Annotated in this window: 20 protein-coding genes and 1 other annotated feature; of the genes, 5 read left to right on the plus strand and 15 right to left on the minus strand. The window is 43.2% G+C overall.

The annotated features are described in order from the left end of the window. Position 1: 1 nt before the first annotated feature. From opp3C to DMO16_RS07190, 3 genes are all read right to left on the minus strand, one after another. Entirely contained in the window at positions 2-1,015 is a 1,014-nt protein-coding gene (opp3C, locus tag DMO16_RS07180; protein WP_129480326.1) for an oligopeptide ABC transporter permease, read from the minus strand. A gap of 5 nt (positions 1,016-1,020) precedes the next feature. Next, the gene (gene opp3b / locus DMO16_RS07185; RefSeq protein ID WP_061968983.1) at positions 1,021-1,950 is read right to left on the minus strand and encodes an oligopeptide ABC transporter permease; all 930 of its coding nucleotides are present in this window, start codon (positions 1,948-1,950) and stop codon (positions 1,021-1,023) included. 190 nt (positions 1,951-2,140) lie between these two features. Next, positions 2,141-3,820, minus strand: a complete 1,680-nt coding sequence (locus DMO16_RS07190) for a peptide ABC transporter substrate-binding protein (RefSeq protein ID WP_129476316.1) — start codon at positions 3,818-3,820, stop codon at positions 2,141-2,143. A 420-nt stretch (positions 3,821-4,240) separates the two neighbouring features. Between DMO16_RS07190 and DMO16_RS07195 the strand changes: the two genes are divergently transcribed. Continuing rightward, the gene (locus DMO16_RS07195; RefSeq protein WP_061968979.1) at positions 4,241-4,609 is read left to right on the plus strand and encodes a DUF3899 domain-containing protein; all 369 of its coding nucleotides are present in this window, start codon (positions 4,241-4,243) and stop codon (positions 4,607-4,609) included. 35 nt (positions 4,610-4,644) lie between these two features. Beyond that, positions 4,645-4,882 (plus strand) — a binding site (T-box leader). 60 nt (positions 4,883-4,942) lie between these two features. Further along, the gene (gene trpS / locus DMO16_RS07200; RefSeq protein WP_061968977.1) at positions 4,943-5,932 is read left to right on the plus strand and encodes a tryptophan--tRNA ligase; all 990 of its coding nucleotides are present in this window, start codon (positions 4,943-4,945) and stop codon (positions 5,930-5,932) included. Positions 5,933-6,036: 104 nt separating this feature from the next. Here trpS and DMO16_RS07205 read toward each other — a convergent pair whose 3' ends face one another. The 3 genes from DMO16_RS07205 to DMO16_RS07215 all read right to left on the minus strand — a co-directional run bounded on the left by DMO16_RS07205 (position 6,037) and on the right by DMO16_RS07215 (position 9,130). Next, positions 6,037-6,783, minus strand: a complete 747-nt coding sequence (locus DMO16_RS07205; protein WP_061968975.1) for a YjbA family protein — start codon at positions 6,781-6,783, stop codon at positions 6,037-6,039. A gap of 132 nt (positions 6,784-6,915) precedes the next feature. Further along, on the minus strand, positions 6,916-8,154 hold the full coding sequence (gene fabF, locus DMO16_RS07210; protein WP_129476318.1) for a beta-ketoacyl-ACP synthase II: 1,239 nt from the start codon (positions 8,152-8,154) through the stop codon (positions 6,916-6,918). Between the two features lie 43 nt (positions 8,155-8,197). Further along, positions 8,198-9,130: a beta-ketoacyl-ACP synthase III gene (locus DMO16_RS07215; protein WP_061968972.1), complete on the minus strand. Its 933-nt coding sequence runs from the start codon at positions 9,128-9,130 to the stop codon at positions 8,198-8,200. Between the two features lie 197 nt (positions 9,131-9,327). Here DMO16_RS07215 and DMO16_RS07220 point away from each other — a divergent pair, with 197 nt between their 5' ends. Beyond that, complete coding sequence (locus DMO16_RS07220; protein WP_061968970.1) at positions 9,328-9,621, plus strand: YppG family protein; 294 nt, start codon at positions 9,328-9,330, stop codon at positions 9,619-9,621. A 45-nt stretch (positions 9,622-9,666) separates the two neighbouring features. Here DMO16_RS07220 and DMO16_RS07225 read toward each other — a convergent pair whose 3' ends face one another. The 4 genes from DMO16_RS07225 to DMO16_RS07240 form a co-directional block, all read right to left on the minus strand. Next, positions 9,667-9,846 (minus strand): ComZ family protein, encoded by a 180-nt coding sequence (locus DMO16_RS07225; protein ID WP_061968968.1) that lies wholly within the window; start codon positions 9,844-9,846, stop codon positions 9,667-9,669. 17 nt (positions 9,847-9,863) lie between these two features. Further along, positions 9,864-10,829, minus strand: a complete 966-nt coding sequence (locus DMO16_RS07230; RefSeq protein WP_129476322.1) for a BMP family ABC transporter substrate-binding protein — start codon at positions 10,827-10,829, stop codon at positions 9,864-9,866. Positions 10,830-10,924: 95 nt separating this feature from the next. After that, the gene (locus tag DMO16_RS07235; RefSeq protein ID WP_061968963.1) at positions 10,925-11,821 is read right to left on the minus strand and encodes an NAD-dependent epimerase/dehydratase family protein; all 897 of its coding nucleotides are present in this window, start codon (positions 11,819-11,821) and stop codon (positions 10,925-10,927) included. A gap of 99 nt (positions 11,822-11,920) precedes the next feature. Continuing rightward, positions 11,921-12,661, minus strand: coding sequence for a hypothetical protein (locus DMO16_RS07240; protein WP_061968961.1), 741 nt, complete (start codon positions 12,659-12,661; stop codon positions 11,921-11,923). A 171-nt stretch (positions 12,662-12,832) separates the two neighbouring features. Between DMO16_RS07240 and DMO16_RS07245 the strand changes: the two genes are divergently transcribed. Together DMO16_RS07245 and DMO16_RS07250 are read left to right on the plus strand one after the other, a co-directional pair. Beyond that, on the plus strand, positions 12,833-13,024 hold the full coding sequence (locus DMO16_RS07245; RefSeq protein ID WP_061968958.1) for a YjzD family protein: 192 nt from the start codon (positions 12,833-12,835) through the stop codon (positions 13,022-13,024). A 62-nt stretch (positions 13,025-13,086) separates the two neighbouring features. Next, positions 13,087-14,259, plus strand: a complete 1,173-nt coding sequence (locus DMO16_RS07250) for a M20 family metallopeptidase (protein ID WP_129476325.1) — start codon at positions 13,087-13,089, stop codon at positions 14,257-14,259. Positions 14,260-14,282: 23 nt separating this feature from the next. Here the strand turns inward: DMO16_RS07250 and DMO16_RS07255 are convergent, their stop codons facing one another. The 5 genes from DMO16_RS07255 to DMO16_RS07275 all read right to left on the minus strand — a co-directional run bounded on the left by DMO16_RS07255 (position 14,283) and on the right by DMO16_RS07275 (position 20,158). Further along, on the minus strand, positions 14,283-14,462 hold the full coding sequence (locus tag DMO16_RS07255; RefSeq protein WP_061968954.1) for a YjzC family protein: 180 nt from the start codon (positions 14,460-14,462) through the stop codon (positions 14,283-14,285). An 89-nt stretch (positions 14,463-14,551) separates the two neighbouring features. After that, positions 14,552-14,947 (minus strand): hypothetical protein, encoded by a 396-nt coding sequence (locus DMO16_RS07260; protein WP_061968951.1) that lies wholly within the window; start codon positions 14,945-14,947, stop codon positions 14,552-14,554. A 54-nt stretch (positions 14,948-15,001) separates the two neighbouring features. Further along, complete coding sequence (gene argF, locus DMO16_RS07265; protein WP_129476330.1) at positions 15,002-15,946, minus strand: ornithine carbamoyltransferase; 945 nt, start codon at positions 15,944-15,946, stop codon at positions 15,002-15,004. Next, positions 15,943-19,086 (minus strand): carbamoyl-phosphate synthase (glutamine-hydrolyzing) large subunit, encoded by a 3,144-nt coding sequence (carB, locus tag DMO16_RS07270; RefSeq protein ID WP_129476333.1) that lies wholly within the window; start codon positions 19,084-19,086, stop codon positions 15,943-15,945. The genes argF and carB overlap by 4 nt, the downstream gene beginning before the upstream one ends. Then, the gene (locus DMO16_RS07275; protein WP_129476335.1) at positions 19,079-20,158 is read right to left on the minus strand and encodes a carbamoyl phosphate synthase small subunit; all 1,080 of its coding nucleotides are present in this window, start codon (positions 20,156-20,158) and stop codon (positions 19,079-19,081) included. The genes carB and DMO16_RS07275 overlap by 8 nt, the downstream gene beginning before the upstream one ends. Between the last annotated feature and the right edge of the window lie 61 nt (positions 20,159-20,219).

The raw sequence follows: 20,219 nt of genomic DNA on the forward strand, positions 1-20,219 counted from the left end.
CCTATTTACGCATCTTAGGATCTAGTGCATCACGCAAGCCGTCACCGAGAAGGTTAAAGCTGATCATAATTAAAGAAATAATTACAGCCGGGTACAATACAAGGTGCGGATAAATTTGCAATGATTTAAACCCTTCGTTTACCAATGATCCAAGAGACGCAGTCGGCGGTGAAATCCCGAGACCAATGAAGCTTAAGAACGCCTCTGTAAAGATTGCACTCGGAATGGTAAACATAGATGTAATGATGATGGACCCTAAAATATTTGGAAACATGTGCTTGGTAAGGATTCTTGAACTCTTCGCACCAAGCGTAACAGATGCAAGAACATACTCCTGAGTTTTCAACTTTAAAATCTGTCCTCGTACGATACGTGCCATCGTCGTCCAGCCGGTAATAACCATAGCGAATGTAATTGAGAGGATACCTGGATCAAGAATCAGAATCATCAGAATAACAACAATCAGGTTAGGGATACCAATAAGAATCTCGATAATCCTTTGCATGATATTATCCGTTTTTCCGCCATAGTAACCTGAAATAGCACCGTAGGCGACACCAATCACCATGTCAATGGCAGCCGCCAAAAACGCGATGTATAAGGAGATCTGTGTTCCTTTCCATACCCTGACGAACTGGTCTCTTCCCAGAGCATCTGTACCAAACCAATAGTAATTGTCTTTTTGGTTTTTCATTTTGTACTGATCTACACCGCGGATGTCTACTCCATCGAGACCGAGGAAGCCTACCTTTTCAAGAACAGGAACTCTTGGAGGCAGGTTGGTACGGCTTGTATCCTGGTCATCAAAGCCGTTATGGCTGAATAGCGGTCCAAGAAATGCAAGGAGCAAGATTGCCACAATGATGATCAGCCCTGCAACGGCTCCTTTGTTTTCAAACAATCTCCTTCTGGCGTCCTGCCAGAAGGAGGTACTTTCTTTTGTGATTTTTTCGGCATCGTCCGAAGACCTGACCGCAGGTTGGAATAAGTCGTTGTTTAGTTGTTTTTCATGCATGCTCATTATCCCTTGCCTCCTGCAACCCTGATTCTAGGGTCAATTACTCCGTATAAAATATCCACAATCAGTATGACGATGATAAAGCACACACTGTAAAAAATGGTCGTCGCCATAATGACTGGATAGTCATTCAATGTTATAGATGAAACAAATTGAAATCCTAAACCAGGAACAGCAAAGATTTTTTCGATGATCAGCGTTCCCGTGATCAGGTTTATAGCTAATGGCCCCAAAATAGTCACCACAGGAATCAATGCGTTCCGGATGGTATGTTTCCAAATTACGACCAAGTTAGAAAGTCCTTTGGATTTAGCAGTTGTAATATAATCTTGTCCCAACACTTCAAGCATTTCCGTTCTCATGAACCTGGCCACAGTTGCTATAACAAAAACAGATAACGAAAGTGCTGGCAGAACATGATATTTCGGACCGTCCCAAAGGGCAACGGGCAGCCATTCTAACTTAACCCCTACGTAATATTGTAAAACTCCTGCAAAAACAAAGGATGGAATGGATATTCCCAATACCGCAATCAGTGATGACAAATAATCAATTGATGTATTGTGCTTTAAAGCTGCAGCAATTCCCAAAATTAAGCCAATGATCGTTCCTATAATCGTTGCTTCAACACCAAGAACAGCGGAAGGCCCGATTCTTTCAGCAATCATGGTAGAAACAGGACGGTTGTCATATTGGAAGGATACACCCATGTCTCCTTTAACCAGATTACCCATGTAGTTGAAATACTGAACAGGGACGGGATCATTCAATCCATACTTTTCATTCAAAATAAATTTTTGTTGATCTGTCAGTTTCTCCTCATTGTTAAACGGAGAACCTGGCAGCAGCTTCATAAGGAAAAACGTAAATGAAGTAATAATAAATAGTGTGATCAGCATGTAAAGCAATCGTTTTAGTACGAAACGAGCCACTATTGCACCTCCTAAAAAAATAAACCCCTGCTTAATACCTATATCTCTATATTAAGTGACAAAACAATATCCTACAATAGTTTCGTTAGAATTTTCGACAAATTTTTACTAATAAGTCATTTGCAGTTAAAAGGAGAGTATATGGCTAACTGACATATACTCTCCTGGTACATCTATAAAACCCTAGTTTTTACTTAACGTCCCAATCTCTGTAGCTATAATCCCCACCAAATGAATGGTTGTGGATATTTTTAATATTTGATTTTGTGATAAATGCATATCCACGTTGGTACATAGGGCTGATTGCCGCATCGTCTTCGATTAGGATTTTTTCAGCTTGCTGCATCATTTCCCAACGTTTTTTAAGATCTGTTTCAGATGAAGCCTTTTTAATTAGCTCATCATACTTTTTGTTGGAGTAGTTCATTTCGTTGTGAGAACCACCCGTTACAAACATGTCAACGAATGTCATTGGATCTGGGTAGTCAGGTCCCCAACCAGCGTATGAAATGTCATAATCCAAGTTTTCCTCAAGCTTAAGCTTTTGCTTGAAAGGTTGAGCTTTGATTTTCAGAGATAGACCAGGAAGGTTTTTCTCCAATTGGTTTTTGATGAACTGTGCATCTTTTTGTGCCGTATCAGTGTCATAGTTAAGAAGAGTAAGACTTACCTTTTTAACTCCAAGCTCTTTCAAGCCTTTTTCCCAATATTCTTTTGCTTTCTTAGCGTCACCTTTGTTCATGTCGCCATTTTTCTCACGGAAGTCAGCTCCGTCTGGACCGTTAACAAACTTGGACGGCACCAAGAAATATGCAGGAACAGATCCGTTATTCAACAATACGTCTGTTAATTGCTTCTTATCCCAGCCCATGTCAATCGCATGGCGGATGTTATTGTTTGCTAGTGCTTTGTTCTTTTGGTTCATACGAAGGAAGAACACAGAAGATTCAGGCACTGTGCTGAAAACGTCTTTTTTATCTTTATATTGGTCAACATATTCCGCAGAAATTGTTGTGCGGTCTAGTTTTCCAGTTTCAAACAAGTTAATACGAGTTGCTTCGTCTTTAAGGATGTTTACGTTGATTTTATCAACTTTTACATTCTTCTTGTCCCAATATTTATCGTTCTTTTCCAATACCCATCCTTTTTCATGCTCCCATTTTGTAAGAGCGAAAGGACCGTTGTAAAGAGCTTTGTCAGCTTCTAAAGCGTATTGTTTCCCTTGTTCTTTAACAAACTTTTCAGGTTGTGGATAGAAAGTCGGGAATGAAAGAACCGCTTTTAAGTAAGGTTTTGCACTGGTTGGACCAGCGAACTTCACTTCAATTGTATGATCGTCAATAGCTTTGATACCAAGCTTATCCGTTTTGTTATACATTGGATCTTCAGGGTTTAGAATTTTGTCAGCATTCAGGATGCCTGCAACTTGATAGATGAAAGAGTATTGAGTAGCTGTGTCTTTGCTTACAGCTTTTCTCCAGGCAAAAACATAATCGTTTGCTGTTACAGGATCACCATTGCTCCAAACAGCGTCATCGCGAAGTTTAAATACCCAGGTCTTGCCGCCATCTTTCTCTTCTGGTTCTTCGGCAGCCCCGGACAGAACTGGCTCATCCTTGTCGTTCAAGGTATAAAGACCTTCGTATACATTGTTTGCCAAGTTTAGAGAAACTTGATCGTCTGCCATGATGTTGTCAAGATACGGGATTTCGGAAGTTTCCATAAGGTTTAGGACCTTTTCTTTAGAACCCCCACCTTTACTTGAACTGTCCCCGCTCGCTTTTTCCTCTTTTTTACCGCTGCACGCAGAAAGGAAAACGCTCAAAACGAGCACAATCGTTAGTAATAACGACCATTTTGACTTCTTCATTGATTGACCTCCCCTTTTTCTGTTTACCTAATTAGTGAGCCAAAGCTTCGTGAATTATCAGACATTTTGCCCACATTCGTATTATACAAGTTTTCATACTATTATGCATATACTTTTTTTTACGACTTTTACAAAAAGCCCAATTTATTTACGTTTCTTTAACAAAAAATAGGACTAAATACCTACGATTGTTCAGTGTTTTCATCCCTTCTGTTATCCATTAAATTCCATCAAAATGTGCAAAATATCCTCCTTTCTTACCCTTCGTTTTTTATATTTTCTAATAACTCTGAACCTATATGCACTCTTCTTCAGTAAACGTTCGGATAATTGATAGGTATAAAGTAGTATGCCTGCATCTTCTGTTCATGGTAAAATGAATAATACAGCTATGAATTTGAAAATGATGGGAGTAAATCGATGTCACGTTTTTCGGCTTCAGCACTATTGACCGCAGGGTCTGTTTTACTATCACTTTTCATTGAATTTTTGTCGGATAAGAAGCTTCATCTCATTCATGTGGTGGACAACCTTTTTATGGTGGGGCTTGCTCTGGTCCTGATCGGCTTAGTGTTATTTGTTGTTAGGGGCGGATTCTTCGATCTTTTTTCAAAGACAGTCAAAAAAGTGATGAAATCATTCTCGAAGTCAGCCGAGTACGCAGAGAGCCAGGAAGAAGCCTCAAACTTCAGCCTGTCCGAACGGGTATCTGGCAATTTTGTCTTTCCTCTGCTTTGTTCCGGAGCTGTGTTGTTTGTTTTTTCTAGTCTGGTTGCAATTCTATTGTAATTTTTATATACTATTTTTAACTGAATGAATAATAATTAAAGGCGATGATAAAGAAAAGTACATGTTTTTGAAGCTCGCAGAGAGCCTGTGGCCGGTGGAAACAGGCAGTGAATGAACATGGAATGGGCTTTTGAGCTCCTGTCTGAACATTGTTTAGTAGGAACAGGCGTGTGTGTCCGCACGATAGAAAGGGCGCCGTATGACAGTACGGGTTAGAGATATTCTTTTTTTATGGAATAACAAGGGTGGCACCACGGTCCATTCGTCCCTTTTCACGGGATGAATGGGCCTTTTTTGTATGTATATAAATTATTTAAAGGGAGAAGTTTTATTATGGCAACTATTTTTTCAGGTATCCAGCCAAGCGGTACGATAACATTAGGGAATTATTTGGGGGCCCTGCAGCATTTTGTGGACTATCAAGAGGATAATCACTGTTATTTCTGTGTGGTGAATCAGCATGCCATCACTGTTCCGCAGGATCCGGTTCAGTTGAAAAAGAACAGCCGCAGCCTTGCTGCCATGTACCTCGCTGTCGGCATCGATCCCGAGAAATCCACTCTTTTCATTCAATCGGAGGTTCCTGCCCACACCAAAATGGGATGGGTTCTGCAATGTGTCGCGTACATCGGAGAACTGGAGCGTATGACGCAATTTAAGGATAAATCCAAAGGCAAGGATGCCGTTTCTGCAGGGTTACTGACCTACCCACCGCTCATGGCTGCCGATATTCTCCTTTATGGTACGGAGCTTGTTCCTGTCGGAGATGATCAAAAGCAGCACATTGAGCTGACACGTGACCTAGCCGAACGATTCAATCATAAATACCGTGAAATCTTTACCATTCCGGAGCCGCGCATTCCTAAAGTGGGAGCAAGGATTATGTCTCTTGTTGATCCTACGAAAAAAATGAGCAAATCCGATGCTAATGTGAACGCGTTTATTTCTATTTTGGATGATGAAACGGTCATCACCAAAAAAATCAAGCGTGCCACTACGGATTCCGATGGTGTTGTAAAATATGATAAAGAAAACAAACCCGGCATTTCGAACCTATTAACCATCTACTCACTATGCTCAGGCGAATCCATCGAGGAACTGGAAAGAAAGTATGAAGGAAAAGGTTACGGAGATTTTAAAGAAGGAGCGGCAAGAGCAGTCGTCGGCCGCTTAAAGCCAATCCAGGAACGCTATTACAGATTGATCGAATCTGAAGAGCTTGATCATATCCTGGATCACGGAGCCGAAAAAGCGAATCGCGTAGCAAACAAAATGCTGAACAAAGCGGAACGTGCCATGGGATTGGCCAGAAAACGTATATAACAGAAGAAAGCCTCCGCATGAAGCGGAGGTTTTTTCGTGCACAAGTGATTTTTCATAAGCGGGGCTCAAAAAGGAGACTCTTTAGCAGAGCCTCCTTTCTTTACTCAGTTTACATGTGTTCCATTTTCGAGTTCCCAAATCTTTTCAAAGTAGGGCTGACCTTTTACAAGCCGTTCGCAAATGGCGTAATGATGATTGCTCCAGCCGTCCTTGATTTCCGAATACAATGCTGCCCATGCTTCTTCAAATTCCATCGATTGAATCTTCATATACTCTTCTGGCATCCACTCGGTATACCAGTATCTCACCTCAGCCACATTCTGTGTCGTATGCAGCTGGTCGAGCAACATGAACAAAAGCTGCTTCAGCTGCCGTTCCTTTCTTGTCAGTCCTCTCATCACAACCGGTTCAGGCGAAAGAATATGATGCTCTTTTTCTTTTATATCCGGAGTAAATGTGTAGGAAACGGTCTCCATCTGCTCTGCCATTTCATACACGAGCTGTTCCTGCCTTGGGATCAGCCTGCTTTTTCGGATGGGAATACGGTAGCCCATTGTATCTATCACCATGGTTTTCTTTTCATCAGTGATGATAAAGCAATGGTCCAGTTGAACTCTCTGGTTGTTTTTCCTCACGTATGCTTTCTGGTGTACTTCATCTAAAAGGGAGTCTGGAAGATCGTTGAGTTCGTTTTCGATGTAGTGAAACAGTGAAGACTCTAATTTAACGATTGGCACCTGATCCAAAAGCTCGATGAAATCGTCCTTCCTCCACTCATGAAACTCACAAACGTTATAGCCATTTTCTTCACCTTCAAACCAATTCACCCAAACATCTCGTAAATATAACATTTGCTACCCCTCACTTACCGATTTAGTTAAAAACAGTATAGTCAGAGGTTGTCCAAAATATTCTTTTGAAAGAAGAATTATCTAGAGCAAATAAAAAAAGATGGCTGATTGCGATCAACCATCTTTTTACTCTTACTCGCTGTATTTTTTAAAGATCAAGGTTGCATTATGCCCACCAAAGCCCAAGGAATTACTTAGAACGGTTTTCACTTCCACTTTCCTGGCTTGGTTTGGTACATAGTCCAAATCACACTCAGGATCTGGTGTTTCATAATTGATCGTAGGTGGAATAATTCCATTCTGAATCGATTTTACTGAGAAAATAGCTTCGATTCCACCTGCTGCTCCCAACAGATGACCGGTCATGGATTTAGTGGAGCTGACAGCTAGTTTGCGTGCATGATCACCAAAGACTTCCTTGATGGCCATCGTTTCAAACTTATCATTATAATCAGTGCTCGTTCCGTGAGCATTGATATAGTCGATTTCTTCAGGTGCCATTCCGCTGTCCTGTACAGCCTGAGTCATCGCACGAACGCCGCCTTCCCCGCCAGGAGCTGGTGCCGTAATGTGGTATGCATCTCCTGTTCCTGCATAACCCACGATTTCAGCATAAATTCTGGCTCCGCGTTTTTTTGCAAATTCAAGGTCTTCAAGAACCAGGATTCCTGCACCCTCGCCAATAACAAACCCGCTGCGGTTTGCATCAAACGGACGGCTTGCAGTGGCAGGATCGTCATTATAGGACAATGCTCCAGCCTGACAGAAGCCGGCAAGCGCCATATCGGTAATTGGAGCTTCCGTTCCTCCGCAAATCATGGCGTCCGCATCTCCACGCTGAATGACTTTAAATGCATCGCCAATAGAGTTGGCCCCTGAAGCACACGCTGTTACAGTACAAGAGTTCATTCCTTTAGCGCCCAGCATGATGGAAACCTGGCCTGCTGCCATATCGGGAATCATCATCGGTACGAAAAACGGGCTGACCCTGCGGTATCCCTTTTTCTCAAAAATGCGGAATTGCTCTTCATGCGTATCCATGCCGCCAATTCCGGAACCGATCCACACACCTACACGAGGTGCGATTTCGTCTGTAATATCAAGCTCGGCATCGGCTACTGCCATTTTTGACGCAGCGATGGCAAATTGAGTGAAGCGGTCCATTTTTCTCGCTTCTTTACGGTCCATATATTCATGAGGATCAAATTCTGTTGCTTCTGCAGCAACTTTTACCGGGAATTTTTCCGGATCCCTGCGAGTTAACGGGCCAACACCTGATTCACCGGCAATGATTCGGTTCCAGGTTTCTTCTACACTATTTCCAAGGGGAGAAATGGCTCCCATTCCTGTGATTACTACGCGTCTTTTCATTGTTAATACAACTCTCCTTTGAAGAATAGTCAGCTTTTATCTTCTATCTTCCCCATCGGAGCGCAACGGCACCCCATGTCAGGCCGCCGCCAAATCCAACGAGGACAAGCAAGTCATCATCTTTTATCTTACCATTTTTTAAGGCATCAGAAATAGCCATAGGAATGGAAGCAGATGATGTGTTTCCATATTTATTAACGGTTACTGCCATTTTTTCTTTTGGCAGCTCCAGCCGCTCACGAGATGCTTCCATGATACGGATGTTGGCCTGATGTGGGATAAGGTAATCAACATCATCTTTTGTCAGTCCTGCCTTTTCAACCACATTCATGGAGGACTCACCCATTTGGCGTACCGCAAATTTAAATACCTCGCGCCCATTCATATGAAGGTACTCATCCTGGTACAGGTGTTTAGCGCCTCTGCCGTCTGATCCCAGTTCAAAGGACAGAATTCCTCTTCCTTCAGATACTTTGGACATAACTGCAGCTCCCGCTCCATCACCAAATAATACAGCTGTATTTCTGTCATTCCAATCGGTTATCTTGGACAGCTTTTCAGCTCCCACGACCAATACATTTTTATAGGTGTCAGATTCAATAAATTGTTTGGCCATCACCATGCCGTACATAAATCCTGAACATGCAGCACTAATATCCATCGCTACAGCATGAACTGCTCCCAATCTTTCCTGGATCAAGCAAGCCACAGAAGGAAATGGGGAATCAGGCGTTACGGTGGCAACGATGATTAGATCAAGCTCTTCTGCATTCAGCCCGGCATTTTCCAAAGCTTCCCTTGCTGCCTGTTCTGACATATGTGATGTATTAACATCATCTGCCGCAATTCTTCGCTCTTCAATTCCAGTACGGGTGCGAATCCATTCATCGCTGGTGTCCACCATTTTTTCAAGATCAAAATTGGTTAACACTTTTTCAGGGACATAAGCACCTAAACCTATTATTCCAGCATTCATGTTATTACCCCTTTATCCATATTTTTATGTTGTTTCTTTCTGCATTTGGTTTAGTATCAATTTTTAAGACCTGGTACTAATTTTAATTTATTTTTCATTTTTTGTCCAGTATGCTGATTACATGGGACAACACACCATCTATTCATCCAGACATATTATATATAGAGCTTATCAGTCTGAATACAGGAGTGGTACATGTGAATTTTCCTCGCTATGGGCCGCCCTCCCCGATGCGGCAAAGATCGGCCATGCAAGCCAGACACCCATTTCCACCGCCCCGGCAAACAAGGGAACAGCCGCCTCCACCCAGCGAGCCGCCTTTTATCCCAATGGCCTACCGCCAGCCTTTTCCAAGGCCGAATCCTCTAATCAGTGCCTTTCGGACAAATGACGGGAATTTTGATTACAATAAACTGATGGCTGTCATCGACCAGACCGTGAAAGTTGCACAGCAAGTTTCCCCTCTGTTTACAGCTTTCAGGAAAAAGTAAAAGAGCCAACAACAGAAGTTGGCTCTTTTACTTTACTGACAAACGTTATTCTTTATTTTGTTTTCCAAGTTCATAAGCATCGTTCATGACTTTCAGAAGAAGATTCAGCATAGGCTGGATATCCTCCATGGACAATTCTACTCCTTTTTTCTCCAAAAGCTCTTTTCCTTCTGGCAGATGCTTCATGGCAATTTGCATAAACTGCATATTCAATTCCTGATTCATTGGACTTCCTCCTGCGCTCAATCTCGACTGAATTTTCCGTTGGGGAGTTTTCCGGTTTTTTTATACTCTTCAATGCCCTTCCTGATCTCTTTTTGAAAAGCAGAAGGTACCCGGGGACTGAAACGCCCCATTGTAATGGCTTTTTCCTTGAAGCCATATTGAAGATTACCGGTCTTAAGCTTTCCAGCATCATGCTGTCCAGCAACAGATTTATATACATATTCTACGTTTTGCACCGTGCTTGTCAATACCGTACCACGACCCAAATCTGATTGATCCGATACATATCCGATGGCATATAATGCCTTCTTTTTCACTTCATCAATTACCGGTACAGTATAATCGTCACCAGTTGGATAAAAAACATCTGCACCCTGAGCGGCCATTCGCTTGAATGAAGCAATCGCTCGATCCTTATCGCTCCAGCTGTGCATCACTTGGGTATCGACAGTGATATCTTTTTTTTGAAAATGGGCCCCTTCGGCAAATCCTTTAATTTCAGGCTGCCATTCCTGAGCGGCGATCACACCCAGGTGGTTGGAGTGGCTCATTTTTGCAGCAACCATGCCGGCAAAAAACCCCATTGCATACGATTTAAAATGAATGCTTGTCGTATTTTTACCTGTCACCTCGCCGTTAAAGCTCACAAAGTGCATCTTCGGATAATCTTTGCTGATCTGACTGAATAAATCAGCATAAATTTTCCCGTGGCCAAAAACAAGATTTACGTCATCCTTTTGAAATTCTTTGACGGCCTTCTTAACTTCTGCTTTCATTTGCATTTTTTCTTTATATACAACTTCATTTCCGTATGTATCCTGGATCTTGATCAGGCCTTTGTATCCCTGGTCAGCCCAGCCTTGATCATTAATGGTATCCTGGACGAACAGCCCTGCATTTTTAAGGTTTCCTTCCCTTTTTTCCTGACATCCAGTCAGTGCGGCCAGCAAACATGCGACCAATAGCCCTTGTAAGATCTTCATGGTTCACGTTCACATCCCATTCTATCGTCGCGGTCATCCCCCTAAACTAGTATAATGGAAGAAATAAAAAAAAAGGGAAACAAAATTTCCCTTTTTCATCCTTCATTCTTTCTCCATTGCCTGGTATGCTGTATTTGTCTTTTTAACCCCTCTTCAATGTGGACATCCAATTGAAACCCTAATTCCTGCTGAGCTTTTTCACCGACAACCACCATGTTCCTCTTTTCTTTTGGAAAGTCTTCTTCTTTTATGGAGAGAAGTTTTAACCCCTTGCTCCATTCACCATTTGTACCGCTTCCTATATTATAAATCGTCCGTTTTTCTCCTTTTTCTGCTGCCAGGCATAATGCACGCACGGCATCGTCCACATAAATGGCGTCCTCGGTTATAGAATCTTTTTTAATGTTCATGGTGTCCCGTTCCTGTTCGTTAACATTGATGATTTGTTGAAAAGTCATTTCCGATGGCTGCCAGGGACCATATATCGTGGGAAAGCGAAGAATAACGTAGGAAACTGGATGGTTTGCTGCTGCCATACGAATATAATTTTCTTCTGTCAGCTTGATGAGGCCAAATAAGGTTTCAGGATTGGTTGTAGAGGTTTCTGTCACTTTTCCTGTTTTTTTTCCATACACATCATAGGATGACGCATAGATGAGTTTGACTGATTTCGAAGGTATTGCCTGGATCAGACTCCTGGTGGATTGGATATGCTGCTTCACCTTATTTTCTATGTCATTCCATGCTTCATTTGAATGGATACCGCATGCGAGATGAAAGACGGTATCGGCTTTTTTAATGATTTTCTTTAAATCCAGTTGTTCCATGGGCTCATTGATAAGTTCAAAATTTGCATGACGGCCGATATAATCCAACTTCTCTGTGGATCGGGCCGAATCAATTCCAATCACTTCAATCTCATCTTCCAGCAGCTTTGTGCATAGATGTGAGCCAATAAATCCTGCAGCTCCTGTAACAACAGCACGTTTCATCAAATGCTCCTCCGTTCTTTTTCTCTCTCTATATCGTATTGTTCATCCCGCTGAGTATGCATCTCAATCAATTTTCACAAAAAATCCTGCAGCAGGTTGCTACAGGATGGATTCATATAAACTGAAAAACCGAGGCACAGCCTGAAAATTCCCCAGACTTTTACGGGCCATTTGTATGGTCAGTGAAACAGCATATCCCTTTTCAAGGCAGGATGCTTCAAATGGCCGGCTGTGAATTTTAAATGGATAAACAGTGCCTGTTGCATCATGAAAAATTTTAACCGGCACCTCATGTTTTAAGGTAAAACGCGTTACCGTTTTCTCTAAAAATTCGTCCATATTTTCTTCCTTAATCCCGTAGGCCTGGCTAATTTCTTTACGAACTCTTTTTAAAAATAATTTGTTCTTTTTCTCCTGCTGAAAATGGCTTTTGAGATTCAGGCATGGATTAAGGAAAACCGCAGAACGGATCGATCCTTCCATGTCATTGATAAAATCCAGTGCGGTTAGCGCACCCATACCCTCCGCTAAAATATGAATAGACGGATTAAGAATTTCATATTTTATAACATAACGGTAAACTCTTCTTGCCAGGTTTACCGCATCCTGGTTACCCCAATTTCTTCCATATAGATTGGAATAAAATACGGTGTAGCCTTTTTGCTTGAGCGTTTGAATGAGTTCAAACCGGTCCTTGTTTTGTTTCCACAAACTTGACTGTTGATCTACAAAATGATTGCAATCGCCAAATATCATTACTGCAAAACCGTTTGGCTGTTCAGGAAGATGTATAGTATTCCATTGTCCATCTAAGCTGAAAATCCTCTCTTCGATGCTCACTTTTCTCCCCTCATCCAATATTTTCTTACTTATACTATGTCCGATTTGTGAAACTGGAGAAGGGAAATGCCTATTCTCGGGTGATTTCCTTAAAGATTTAAAGACAAAATCTTTATTTTTTGTTACTATATCAGAAGAAGAAGTCGTTTACATAAAGTTGAGGTGAACAAAATGCGTTATATCTGGACAATCATCTGGTCTTTACTACTTAGCAATATGGCTTTTTACGTACTGGAATCGATGCAGGGCGGAAAATATGACTCTGCAACATTTTCTACGGCATCTGTTTTCGGTGTAGTATTTGCCGTATTTGTCATCATCATTGGTGCCGTACTTCCCGCTGAAGCAGAAACGGCAGAGTAAAAAAAAGCAGCCCCTCACACTCTGTGAAGGGCTTTTTTTCATCATATAGGAGGTTATCAACCATGAAAGAGGTACTAACAGCATTCCTCGATGAACAATATCCACTTTTTAAAGAAGTTGCACGATACATCTGGAATCATCCCGAGCTGGGCTATGAAGAAATAAAGTCCTCCGCTAAACTTATTCAAACCCTGGAACACTTTGGATTTGAAGTAGAGCGTAACATTGAGGGGATGGAAACGGCATTTATTGCAACCTATGACAGCGGAATACCCGGCCCTGTGATCAGCTACCTGGCTGAATATGATGCCTTGCCCGAGATTAATCATGCATGCGGACATAACTTGATCGGTACCATGAGTACGGCTGCAGGAATTGCAGTAAGCACAGTGATCAAGGAAACCGGTGGCAAAGTTCTTGTCTACGGAACGCCTGCAGAAGAGACAGGGGGAGCGAAAGTTCATTTGGCGGAAAAGGGCTACTTTGACCGTGTGGATGCAGCGCTGATGTGTCATCCTTACAAGGCGTTTGAACGAAGCGGCTCAAGCATGGCCATGGAGGCATTGCAATTTGATTTTAAAGGAAAATCAGCGCATGCAGCTGCTTCCCCGCATGAAGGAATCAACGCTCTCGACGCGGTGATCGCCTTGTTTAACAGTGTCAATGCGCTCCGGCAGCAAATGACTCCTGATGTACGAATCCACGGCGTTATTACAGCCGGAGGAAATGTTCCCAATGTTATTCCTGATAAAACCCAGGCACGGTTTTATGTACGGGCAGCTACCGTTGAACAGCTTCCTGATCTCGTCCGCCGAGTAAAGGACTGTGCCGCAGGGGCAGCACTTAGTACAGGGTGTGAATGGGAAGCTACCCATTACGAGCTTGGCTACGCCAACTTGCTCACCAATGAATCCCTGTCAGATTCGTTTACAAAAAATCTTGCATCGTTAGGCATTCCCGCAGAGGAAATTGAGACTGGAAATGACCACGGCTCTCTTGACCTGGGAAATGTAAGCCAAGTGGTTCCGGCTGTTCATCCTTACATCAAAATAACCGATGCTTCTCATAATCTGCATACAACCGAGTTTTGTGATGCTGCCAATTCGGAGCAGGGATATAACGCCATGCTGACCGGCGCTAAAGCGCTGGCACTGACCGGATATGATCTGTTAACAGATCCCCATCTCCTGCAGCATGTAAAAGAAGAATTTCAAACCAGAGAAAAAAGGGCCTGAAACAGGTCCTTTTTTTCTCTGCCTTATGGCTTGCGCTTATAGGTCCAAACCCGGTTATGGTTGGAATTCTCGGGAAAGGAATCGCCTGCGCTTAGCTTAACTTCCTTTGGATCGTTTACCATGCTGCCCGTTTCCCCGATTTCTACATAAATGCCATTGTTCGGCGCTTTTTGTCCATGCTTGAATTGATGAGACTGCCCCATTTGATCACCCCTTTAACATTTTTGTATTTTACTATGCCCAATTAGGCATAAAAAAACCAGCCATTACGGCTGGCAAAAGTCTTTCTGTTTTAGTAATACGTAACCGGCATCACGTTCCCCAGATTGGATAAAGGAATGATAAACCGTTCGATCTCATAGCTTCTGACCGGCTGTACAAAACCATAATAAGGGTAATCCAGTTCCGTATCACTGTTATCTCTTTCACTGTTCTGCCCCTCGTCCACGATGGGAGAAGCAAAATAAATATTCTGACCGTCCATAAATTCAATAAATCCATCGTACATGCTGCCATCCAGCAAGGTGACTGAAACAAAATGCTGAATATTTTTCCGGCACAGCTTCTGCATTTTTTTTATCATTTGCGGGTTGGGGTAGGCTTGCTGCTGAAAGCCTTGCTGTTGATAGCCTGTTTGCTGCTGTTGGCCATGCTGCTGAGTATAATAAGGATTTTGATTGTTAAACATGGGGCACCTCCTTACTAACTCATGTTATTCAACCAGCCCCAATGTGTTCATCCCTTACATGACAGATGCCATTAGTGCTTTTTGAACATGGAGACGGTTTTCCGCTTCATCAAAAACAACTGAATTTGGCCCGTCAATTACTTCAGCTGTCACTTCTTCCCCGCGGTGTGCAGGTAAGCAATGCATAAAGATATAATCTGGTTTGGCTAGTGCAAGTACCTCCTGGTTTACCTGATAATCCTGAAAAGCGGATATACGTTCATTGGCTTCATCTTCCCAGCCCATGCTTGCCCAAACATCGGTATAAACTGCATCTGCATTACAGATACCGTCCTTCAAATCGTGAGTAACGACAATTTCCGCACCTGTTTTTTGGGCAATTTCTTTGGCTTTCAGAACAATCTCTTGTTTCGGTTCATAGTTTTCTGGCGTAATGATTGTGCAGTTGAGCCCTACCTTTGCAGAGCCAATCATGAGTGAGTGGGCCATGTTGTTTCCGTCTCCCACATATGCGAGCTTTTGACCCGCAAATGATTTTTTGTATTCGAGAATGGTCATTAAATCTGCAAGTACCTGGCATGGGTGATAATCATCAGTGAGGCCGTTAATCACAGGAATATCTGCGTGCGCTGCCAGCTCTTCCACAATTTCATGTTGAAACGTTCGGATCATTATGCCATCCAGATAACGAGAGAGTACTTTTGCCGTATCCGCAATTGATTCTCCTCTTCCCATCTGAATATCTCGCGAGCTGAGATGAAGAGCATGGCCTCCGAGCTGCAGCATTCCCACCTCAAATGAAACTCTCGTTCTCGTTGATGATTTTTCGAAAATCATGCCCAGTGTTTTTCCTGCCAGCAGCTGTTTTGGCTGCTTTTCCTTTTTCAGCTGAATGGCATAGTTCAGGATCTGCTCAATTTCTTCTGAAGTCCAATCTGCCAGGGTAAGGAAATGCTTTCCTTTCAGACTGGTTTCTTTGTGAGTAATTACCGGATTCATAGTCGAACTTCCTTTCTTTCCTGAATTTCTTTAATATGAAAAACCTGATCCGTCGCCTGTACAAGCCCATATTGATAAAAGGCGCATGTTTCCCATTGAGTAAAGACGTATTTTCCTGAAAGACTGGCTTTTTTCAATCTAACCAGTGCCTCTTCATCCTTGCCTTCGGAAAAATAAATGCCGTTCTCTCTGGTTGACACCCATTCTTCAAAAAAGAGCTCCTCCGGATGGATGATGGTAACCCCTTTGTTTTTCCAGCTTTGAAGGATTTTTGTCTCCTTAAGTGTCAGTACATCCTTGTTTACATCTGCATAAAGACTGACAGGATGGCCGCCATCGCCCGTTCTTGCTGTCGGATTGGTGCCAGTAAGCACTTTTTGCACCGCCTCCTCAACGCTTCTTCCCGTTCCAAGAACCTCCCCGGTTGAACGCATAATCGGTGCTCCTTTTGGTGACAATCCTGGAAGTTTTATGTTGGAATAAACAGGCGCTTTTACTGCTGTAAAATGACTTTCATGCAGACCGGCGTGGATTCCCTGTTCCACAAGGGTTTTATCCAGCATGGCATGAACCGAAGCCTGAATGATATTCACACCCGAGATTTTATTAAAAATCGGTGCTGTACGGGAAGCCCGTGGATTGATCTCCAGCACAAAAACATCAGGTCCATTAATGACAAATTGAATATTGAATACGCCTTTGAATTCCATGGAAGCCGAAATTTTCTTTGAATAAGAAACGATAAGGTCGATGATGCCGGGTTCTAAACTTACCGGCGGAGTAATCGCTGTACTGTCGCCTGAATGAACGCCTGCAGGTTCAATATGCTCGAAGATTCCCGGGATAAATGCATGGGTCCCATCTGAAAGAACATCCACCTCTGCTTCTTTACCGGAAATGTAACGGTCCACCAGCACCGGATACTCGATGGTATGCTGGGCGAGATACGTTTTCAGCTCCTCCTCGTTCTTAACGATGACCATCCCTTTCCCTCCAATTACATAGGAAGGTCTAAGCAGCACGGGATATCCAATGTTCATCCCGCAATTCAGAACCTCTTGGAAGTCAAAAGCTGTTTCTCCAGGAACATGCGGTATATTCACGTTTTTCAGGAAGCCATAAAAACGTTCACGGTTTTCCATTTCGTCAATCAGGTCCGCTTTGGAGCCCAGTACTTCAATACCAGCTTCCTCGAGCTGTTTTGCCACGTTGATCGCGGTTTGTCCGCCAAACTGCAGAATCACTTTTTGTGCTCCTTCAAATTCTAAAACGTTCATAATATCTTCGAAAGAGAGTGGTTCAAAGTACAGCGCATCCGCGACTTCGAAATCCGTACTCACTGTTTCAGGATTATTATTGATCAGTATAGTTTCAAATCCTGCCTCTTGCAGGGCAAGGACACCATGTACACAGCAGTAATCGAATTCTACACCTTGGCCGATTCGAATCGGACCTGACCCGATAACAGCGATCTTCTCCTTATTGCTCGGAGTCTTGTCGTTTGTCCCGCTCCAACTGGAATAGTAATAAGAAGTGTTAGCCATGAACTCGGCAGCACAGGTATCCACCATTTTATAGGTAGGAACAATTCCAGCCGCTTTCCTTATTTCTCTGACCTCCTCCTCGGTTACGCTCCACCCCTTGGCGAGAGCTTGATCAGTGAAGCCGGCTTTTTTCCATGCGGATATCTGCTTTTTTTCAGCAGCAGCGATAGAGCTGGACTGGATTTCCTGATAAAGATCCACCAGTTTTTTAAATGCATAAAGAAAAAACGTATTGATCTGCGTGAGCTCATGTACCTCTTCCACTGCCACTCCCCGGTTGAGCAGCTCTATAATCGCAAAAAATCTGCGGTCATCGGCTTGAATGAGGAGATTTTTCAGCTCCGGAGTATCCCAAGCCGTCAATTCTTTAAGGAAGAAGCCTTCTGTATCCAGCTCCAGCGAGCGGACGGCCTTTTGGAGGGCTGCTTCAAGGTTTCTTTCGATTGCCATGACTTCGCCTGTTGCTTTCATTTGTGTTCCGAGCTTTCTTTCTGCTTCCGGGAATTTATCAAAAGGCCAGCGCGGCATTTTAACGGTAATGTAATCAAGAGCCGGTTCAAAGCTTGCATAGGTCGTGCCGGTAACCGGATTTTTCAGTTCATGAAGGTGATATCCCACGCTCAATTTGGCAGCAATCTTGGCGATTGGATAGCCTGTTGCTTTTGATGCAAGAGCAGAAGATCGGCTGAGGCGCGGGTTAACCTCAATCAGATAGTATTGCTTGCTTTCAGGATCCAGGGCAAACTGGATATTACATCCGCCAATAATTCCGAGTGCGCGGATGATTTTTATCGCTGATGAACGCAGCATATGGTATTCCTGATCTGTCATCGTCTGGCTTGGTGCCACCACAAGAGAATCCCCGGTATGTATACCAACCGGATCAATGTTTTCCATGTTGCAAATCGTTATGCATGTATCATTGGCATCCCTGACCACCTCATATTCGATCTCTTTGTAGCCTGCAATGCTTTTTTCAATCAGGCACTGGGAAATGGGGCTTGCTGAAAGTCCTTTTTTGATGATAACGGTCAGCTCTTCCTCCGTTTGAGCGGTTCCACCGCCAAAGCCCCCCAACGTGTAGGCTGGGCGCACGATTACCGGATACCCGATCTCCAGTGCAAAATCAATGGCTTCCTGTGGTGTCGTTACAATTTGGCTGTCCGGTACAGGCTCATTCAGTTCGTGCATGAGTGACCTGAAGCATTCACGGTCTTCTGCTTTTGTAATGGAGTCTAGATTTGTTCCCAGGAGCGTCACATTATGTTCTTCAAGAACGCCGCTTTTTTGAAGTTCCATGGCAAGGTTGAGTCCGGTCTGGCCTCCCACTGATGCCAAAAGTCCATCGGGCTTTTCTTTTTTAATAATGTTGGCCACTGATTGGGCAGTCATGGGTTCAAAATAGACTTTATCGGCATACGTTTCATCCGTCATAATAGTAGCCGGATTGTTATTTACAAGAATGACGTGAATTCCTTCTTCTTTCAGCGCAGCGCAGGCCTGGGTTCCTGCATAGTCAAATTCAGCGGCCTGGCCGATGACGATTGGCCCTGATCCAATGACCAGGACACTATGAATCTCTTGATGCTTAGGCATAAATCTTCTCGCTCCTCTTTTCACGAATTAATTCAAGAAAACTGGAAAACAAATGGGCATGATCTTCTGGTCCGGGATTCGCTTCGGGATGAAATTGGGTGGTCACAACAGGATAGGTATCGTGATACATTCCTTCCACGCTTCCATCATTAATATTTTTATAGAGAACATGAAAACCCGTAGAAATGAGGCTTCCCTCTTCCACGACATAGCCATGGTTCTGAGAGCTCATCGCCACTTTGTTTGTTTTAAGATTAATAACCGGATGATTTGCCCCTCTGTGGCCGAATTTCAATTTTTGGGTATTCCCCCCGAATGCAAGTGCCAACAGCTGATGTCCGAGACAAATACCAAAGGAAGGATAAAGTTCGGCGAGCCTTCGGTATACCGGCATGTAGGGAGCGAGTTCTTTCGGATTTCCAGGGCCGTTGGAGAACAGCAGGCCATCTGGTTTTAATTTATGAATCACTTCTTCTTTCTCATCAAATGGGACAATCGTTACTTTGCATCCATTTTTTACAAGTGCCGACACAATGGATTTTTTATAGCCAAAATCAAGAAGAACAATATGGTATTTGCCTTTGCCATGTGTTTCAGCTTCCTGAACAGAAACCTCTTTTACCAGTTTGCCCTGCACACCTTTCTTTTCTTTATACTGCTCGATATGCTGCAGGCTGGATGACAGTACCCCCTTCATGTCGCCTTCTGCACGGATCAGCTTGATGAGTGAACGGGTATCCACATCACTGATGAGCGGAATGCCATGCTTATTGAGCAATGCCGATAAAGGTTCAATTGACTGATAGTGATGGCCTGTTTCACCTGCGGCACACGTGATCACACCTGCCGGCTGGGGAACAATGGATTCAAAATCCTCTCCATTAATTCCATAGTTGCCTATCAGTGGATAAGCAAACACTACGATTTGTCCGTGATAGGAAGGGTCGCTCAACACTTCCTGATAGCCGGTCATTCCTGTAAAAAACACCACTTCTCCGCTCGTACACTGCGGTGTTCCGTGCCATTGTCCTTCAAAGCTTTCACCGTTGGAAAGCTGCAAATATCCTTTCATCGTTTCTTCTCCTTTGCATATACATTTATTTCATTGAATTTTTATACATAAAATTGTATAA

Origin of the sequence: Fictibacillus sp. S7, from assembly GCF_004127935.1 — a bacterium.
Classification (GTDB): Bacteria; Bacillota; Bacilli; order Bacillales; family Fictibacillaceae; genus Fictibacillus_C; species Fictibacillus_C enclensis.

Coding starts and splice junctions, on each gene's coding strand:
- DMO16_RS07250 (WP_129476325.1), top strand. CDS start 13,087: ATGAAAGAGGTACTAACAGCATTCCTCGATGAACAATATCCACTTTTT.
- DMO16_RS07275 (WP_129476335.1), bottom strand. CDS start 20,158: ATGAAAGGATATTTGCAGCTTTCCAACGGTGAAAGCTTTGAAGGACAA.
- DMO16_RS07255 (WP_061968954.1), bottom strand. CDS start 14,462: ATGGGGCAGTCTCATCAATTCAAGCATGGACAAAAAGCGCCGAACAAT.
- fabF (WP_129476318.1), bottom strand. CDS start 8,154: ATGAAAAGACGCGTAGTAATCACAGGAATGGGAGCCATTTCTCCCCTT.
- DMO16_RS07230 (WP_129476322.1), bottom strand. CDS start 10,829: ATGAAGATCTTACAAGGGCTATTGGTCGCATGTTTGCTGGCCGCACTG.
- DMO16_RS07260 (WP_061968951.1), bottom strand. CDS start 14,947: ATGTTTAACAATCAAAATCCTTATTATACTCAGCAGCATGGCCAACAG.
- carB (WP_129476333.1), bottom strand. CDS start 19,086: ATGCCTAAGCATCAAGAGATTCATAGTGTCCTGGTCATTGGATCAGGG.
- argF (WP_129476330.1), bottom strand. CDS start 15,946: ATGAATCCGGTAATTACTCACAAAGAAACCAGTCTGAAAGGAAAGCAT.
- DMO16_RS07225 (WP_061968968.1), bottom strand. CDS start 9,846: ATGAATCAGGAATTGAATATGCAGTTTATGCAAATTGCCATGAAGCAT.
- DMO16_RS07215 (WP_061968972.1), bottom strand. CDS start 9,130: ATGAATGCTGGAATAATAGGTTTAGGTGCTTATGTCCCTGAAAAAGTG.
- opp3C (WP_129480326.1), bottom strand. CDS start 1,015: ATGCATGAAAAACAACTAAACAACGACTTATTCCAACCTGCGGTCAGG.
- DMO16_RS07195 (WP_061968979.1), top strand. CDS start 4,241: ATGTCACGTTTTTCGGCTTCAGCACTATTGACCGCAGGGTCTGTTTTA.
- DMO16_RS07245 (WP_061968958.1), top strand. CDS start 12,833: ATGCGTTATATCTGGACAATCATCTGGTCTTTACTACTTAGCAATATG.
- trpS (WP_061968977.1), top strand. CDS start 4,943: ATGGCAACTATTTTTTCAGGTATCCAGCCAAGCGGTACGATAACATTA.
- DMO16_RS07190 (WP_129476316.1), bottom strand. CDS start 3,820: ATGAAGAAGTCAAAATGGTCGTTATTACTAACGATTGTGCTCGTTTTG.
- DMO16_RS07205 (WP_061968975.1), bottom strand. CDS start 6,783: ATGTTATATTTACGAGATGTTTGGGTGAATTGGTTTGAAGGTGAAGAA.
- DMO16_RS07235 (WP_061968963.1), bottom strand. CDS start 11,821: ATGAAACGTGCTGTTGTTACAGGAGCTGCAGGATTTATTGGCTCACAT.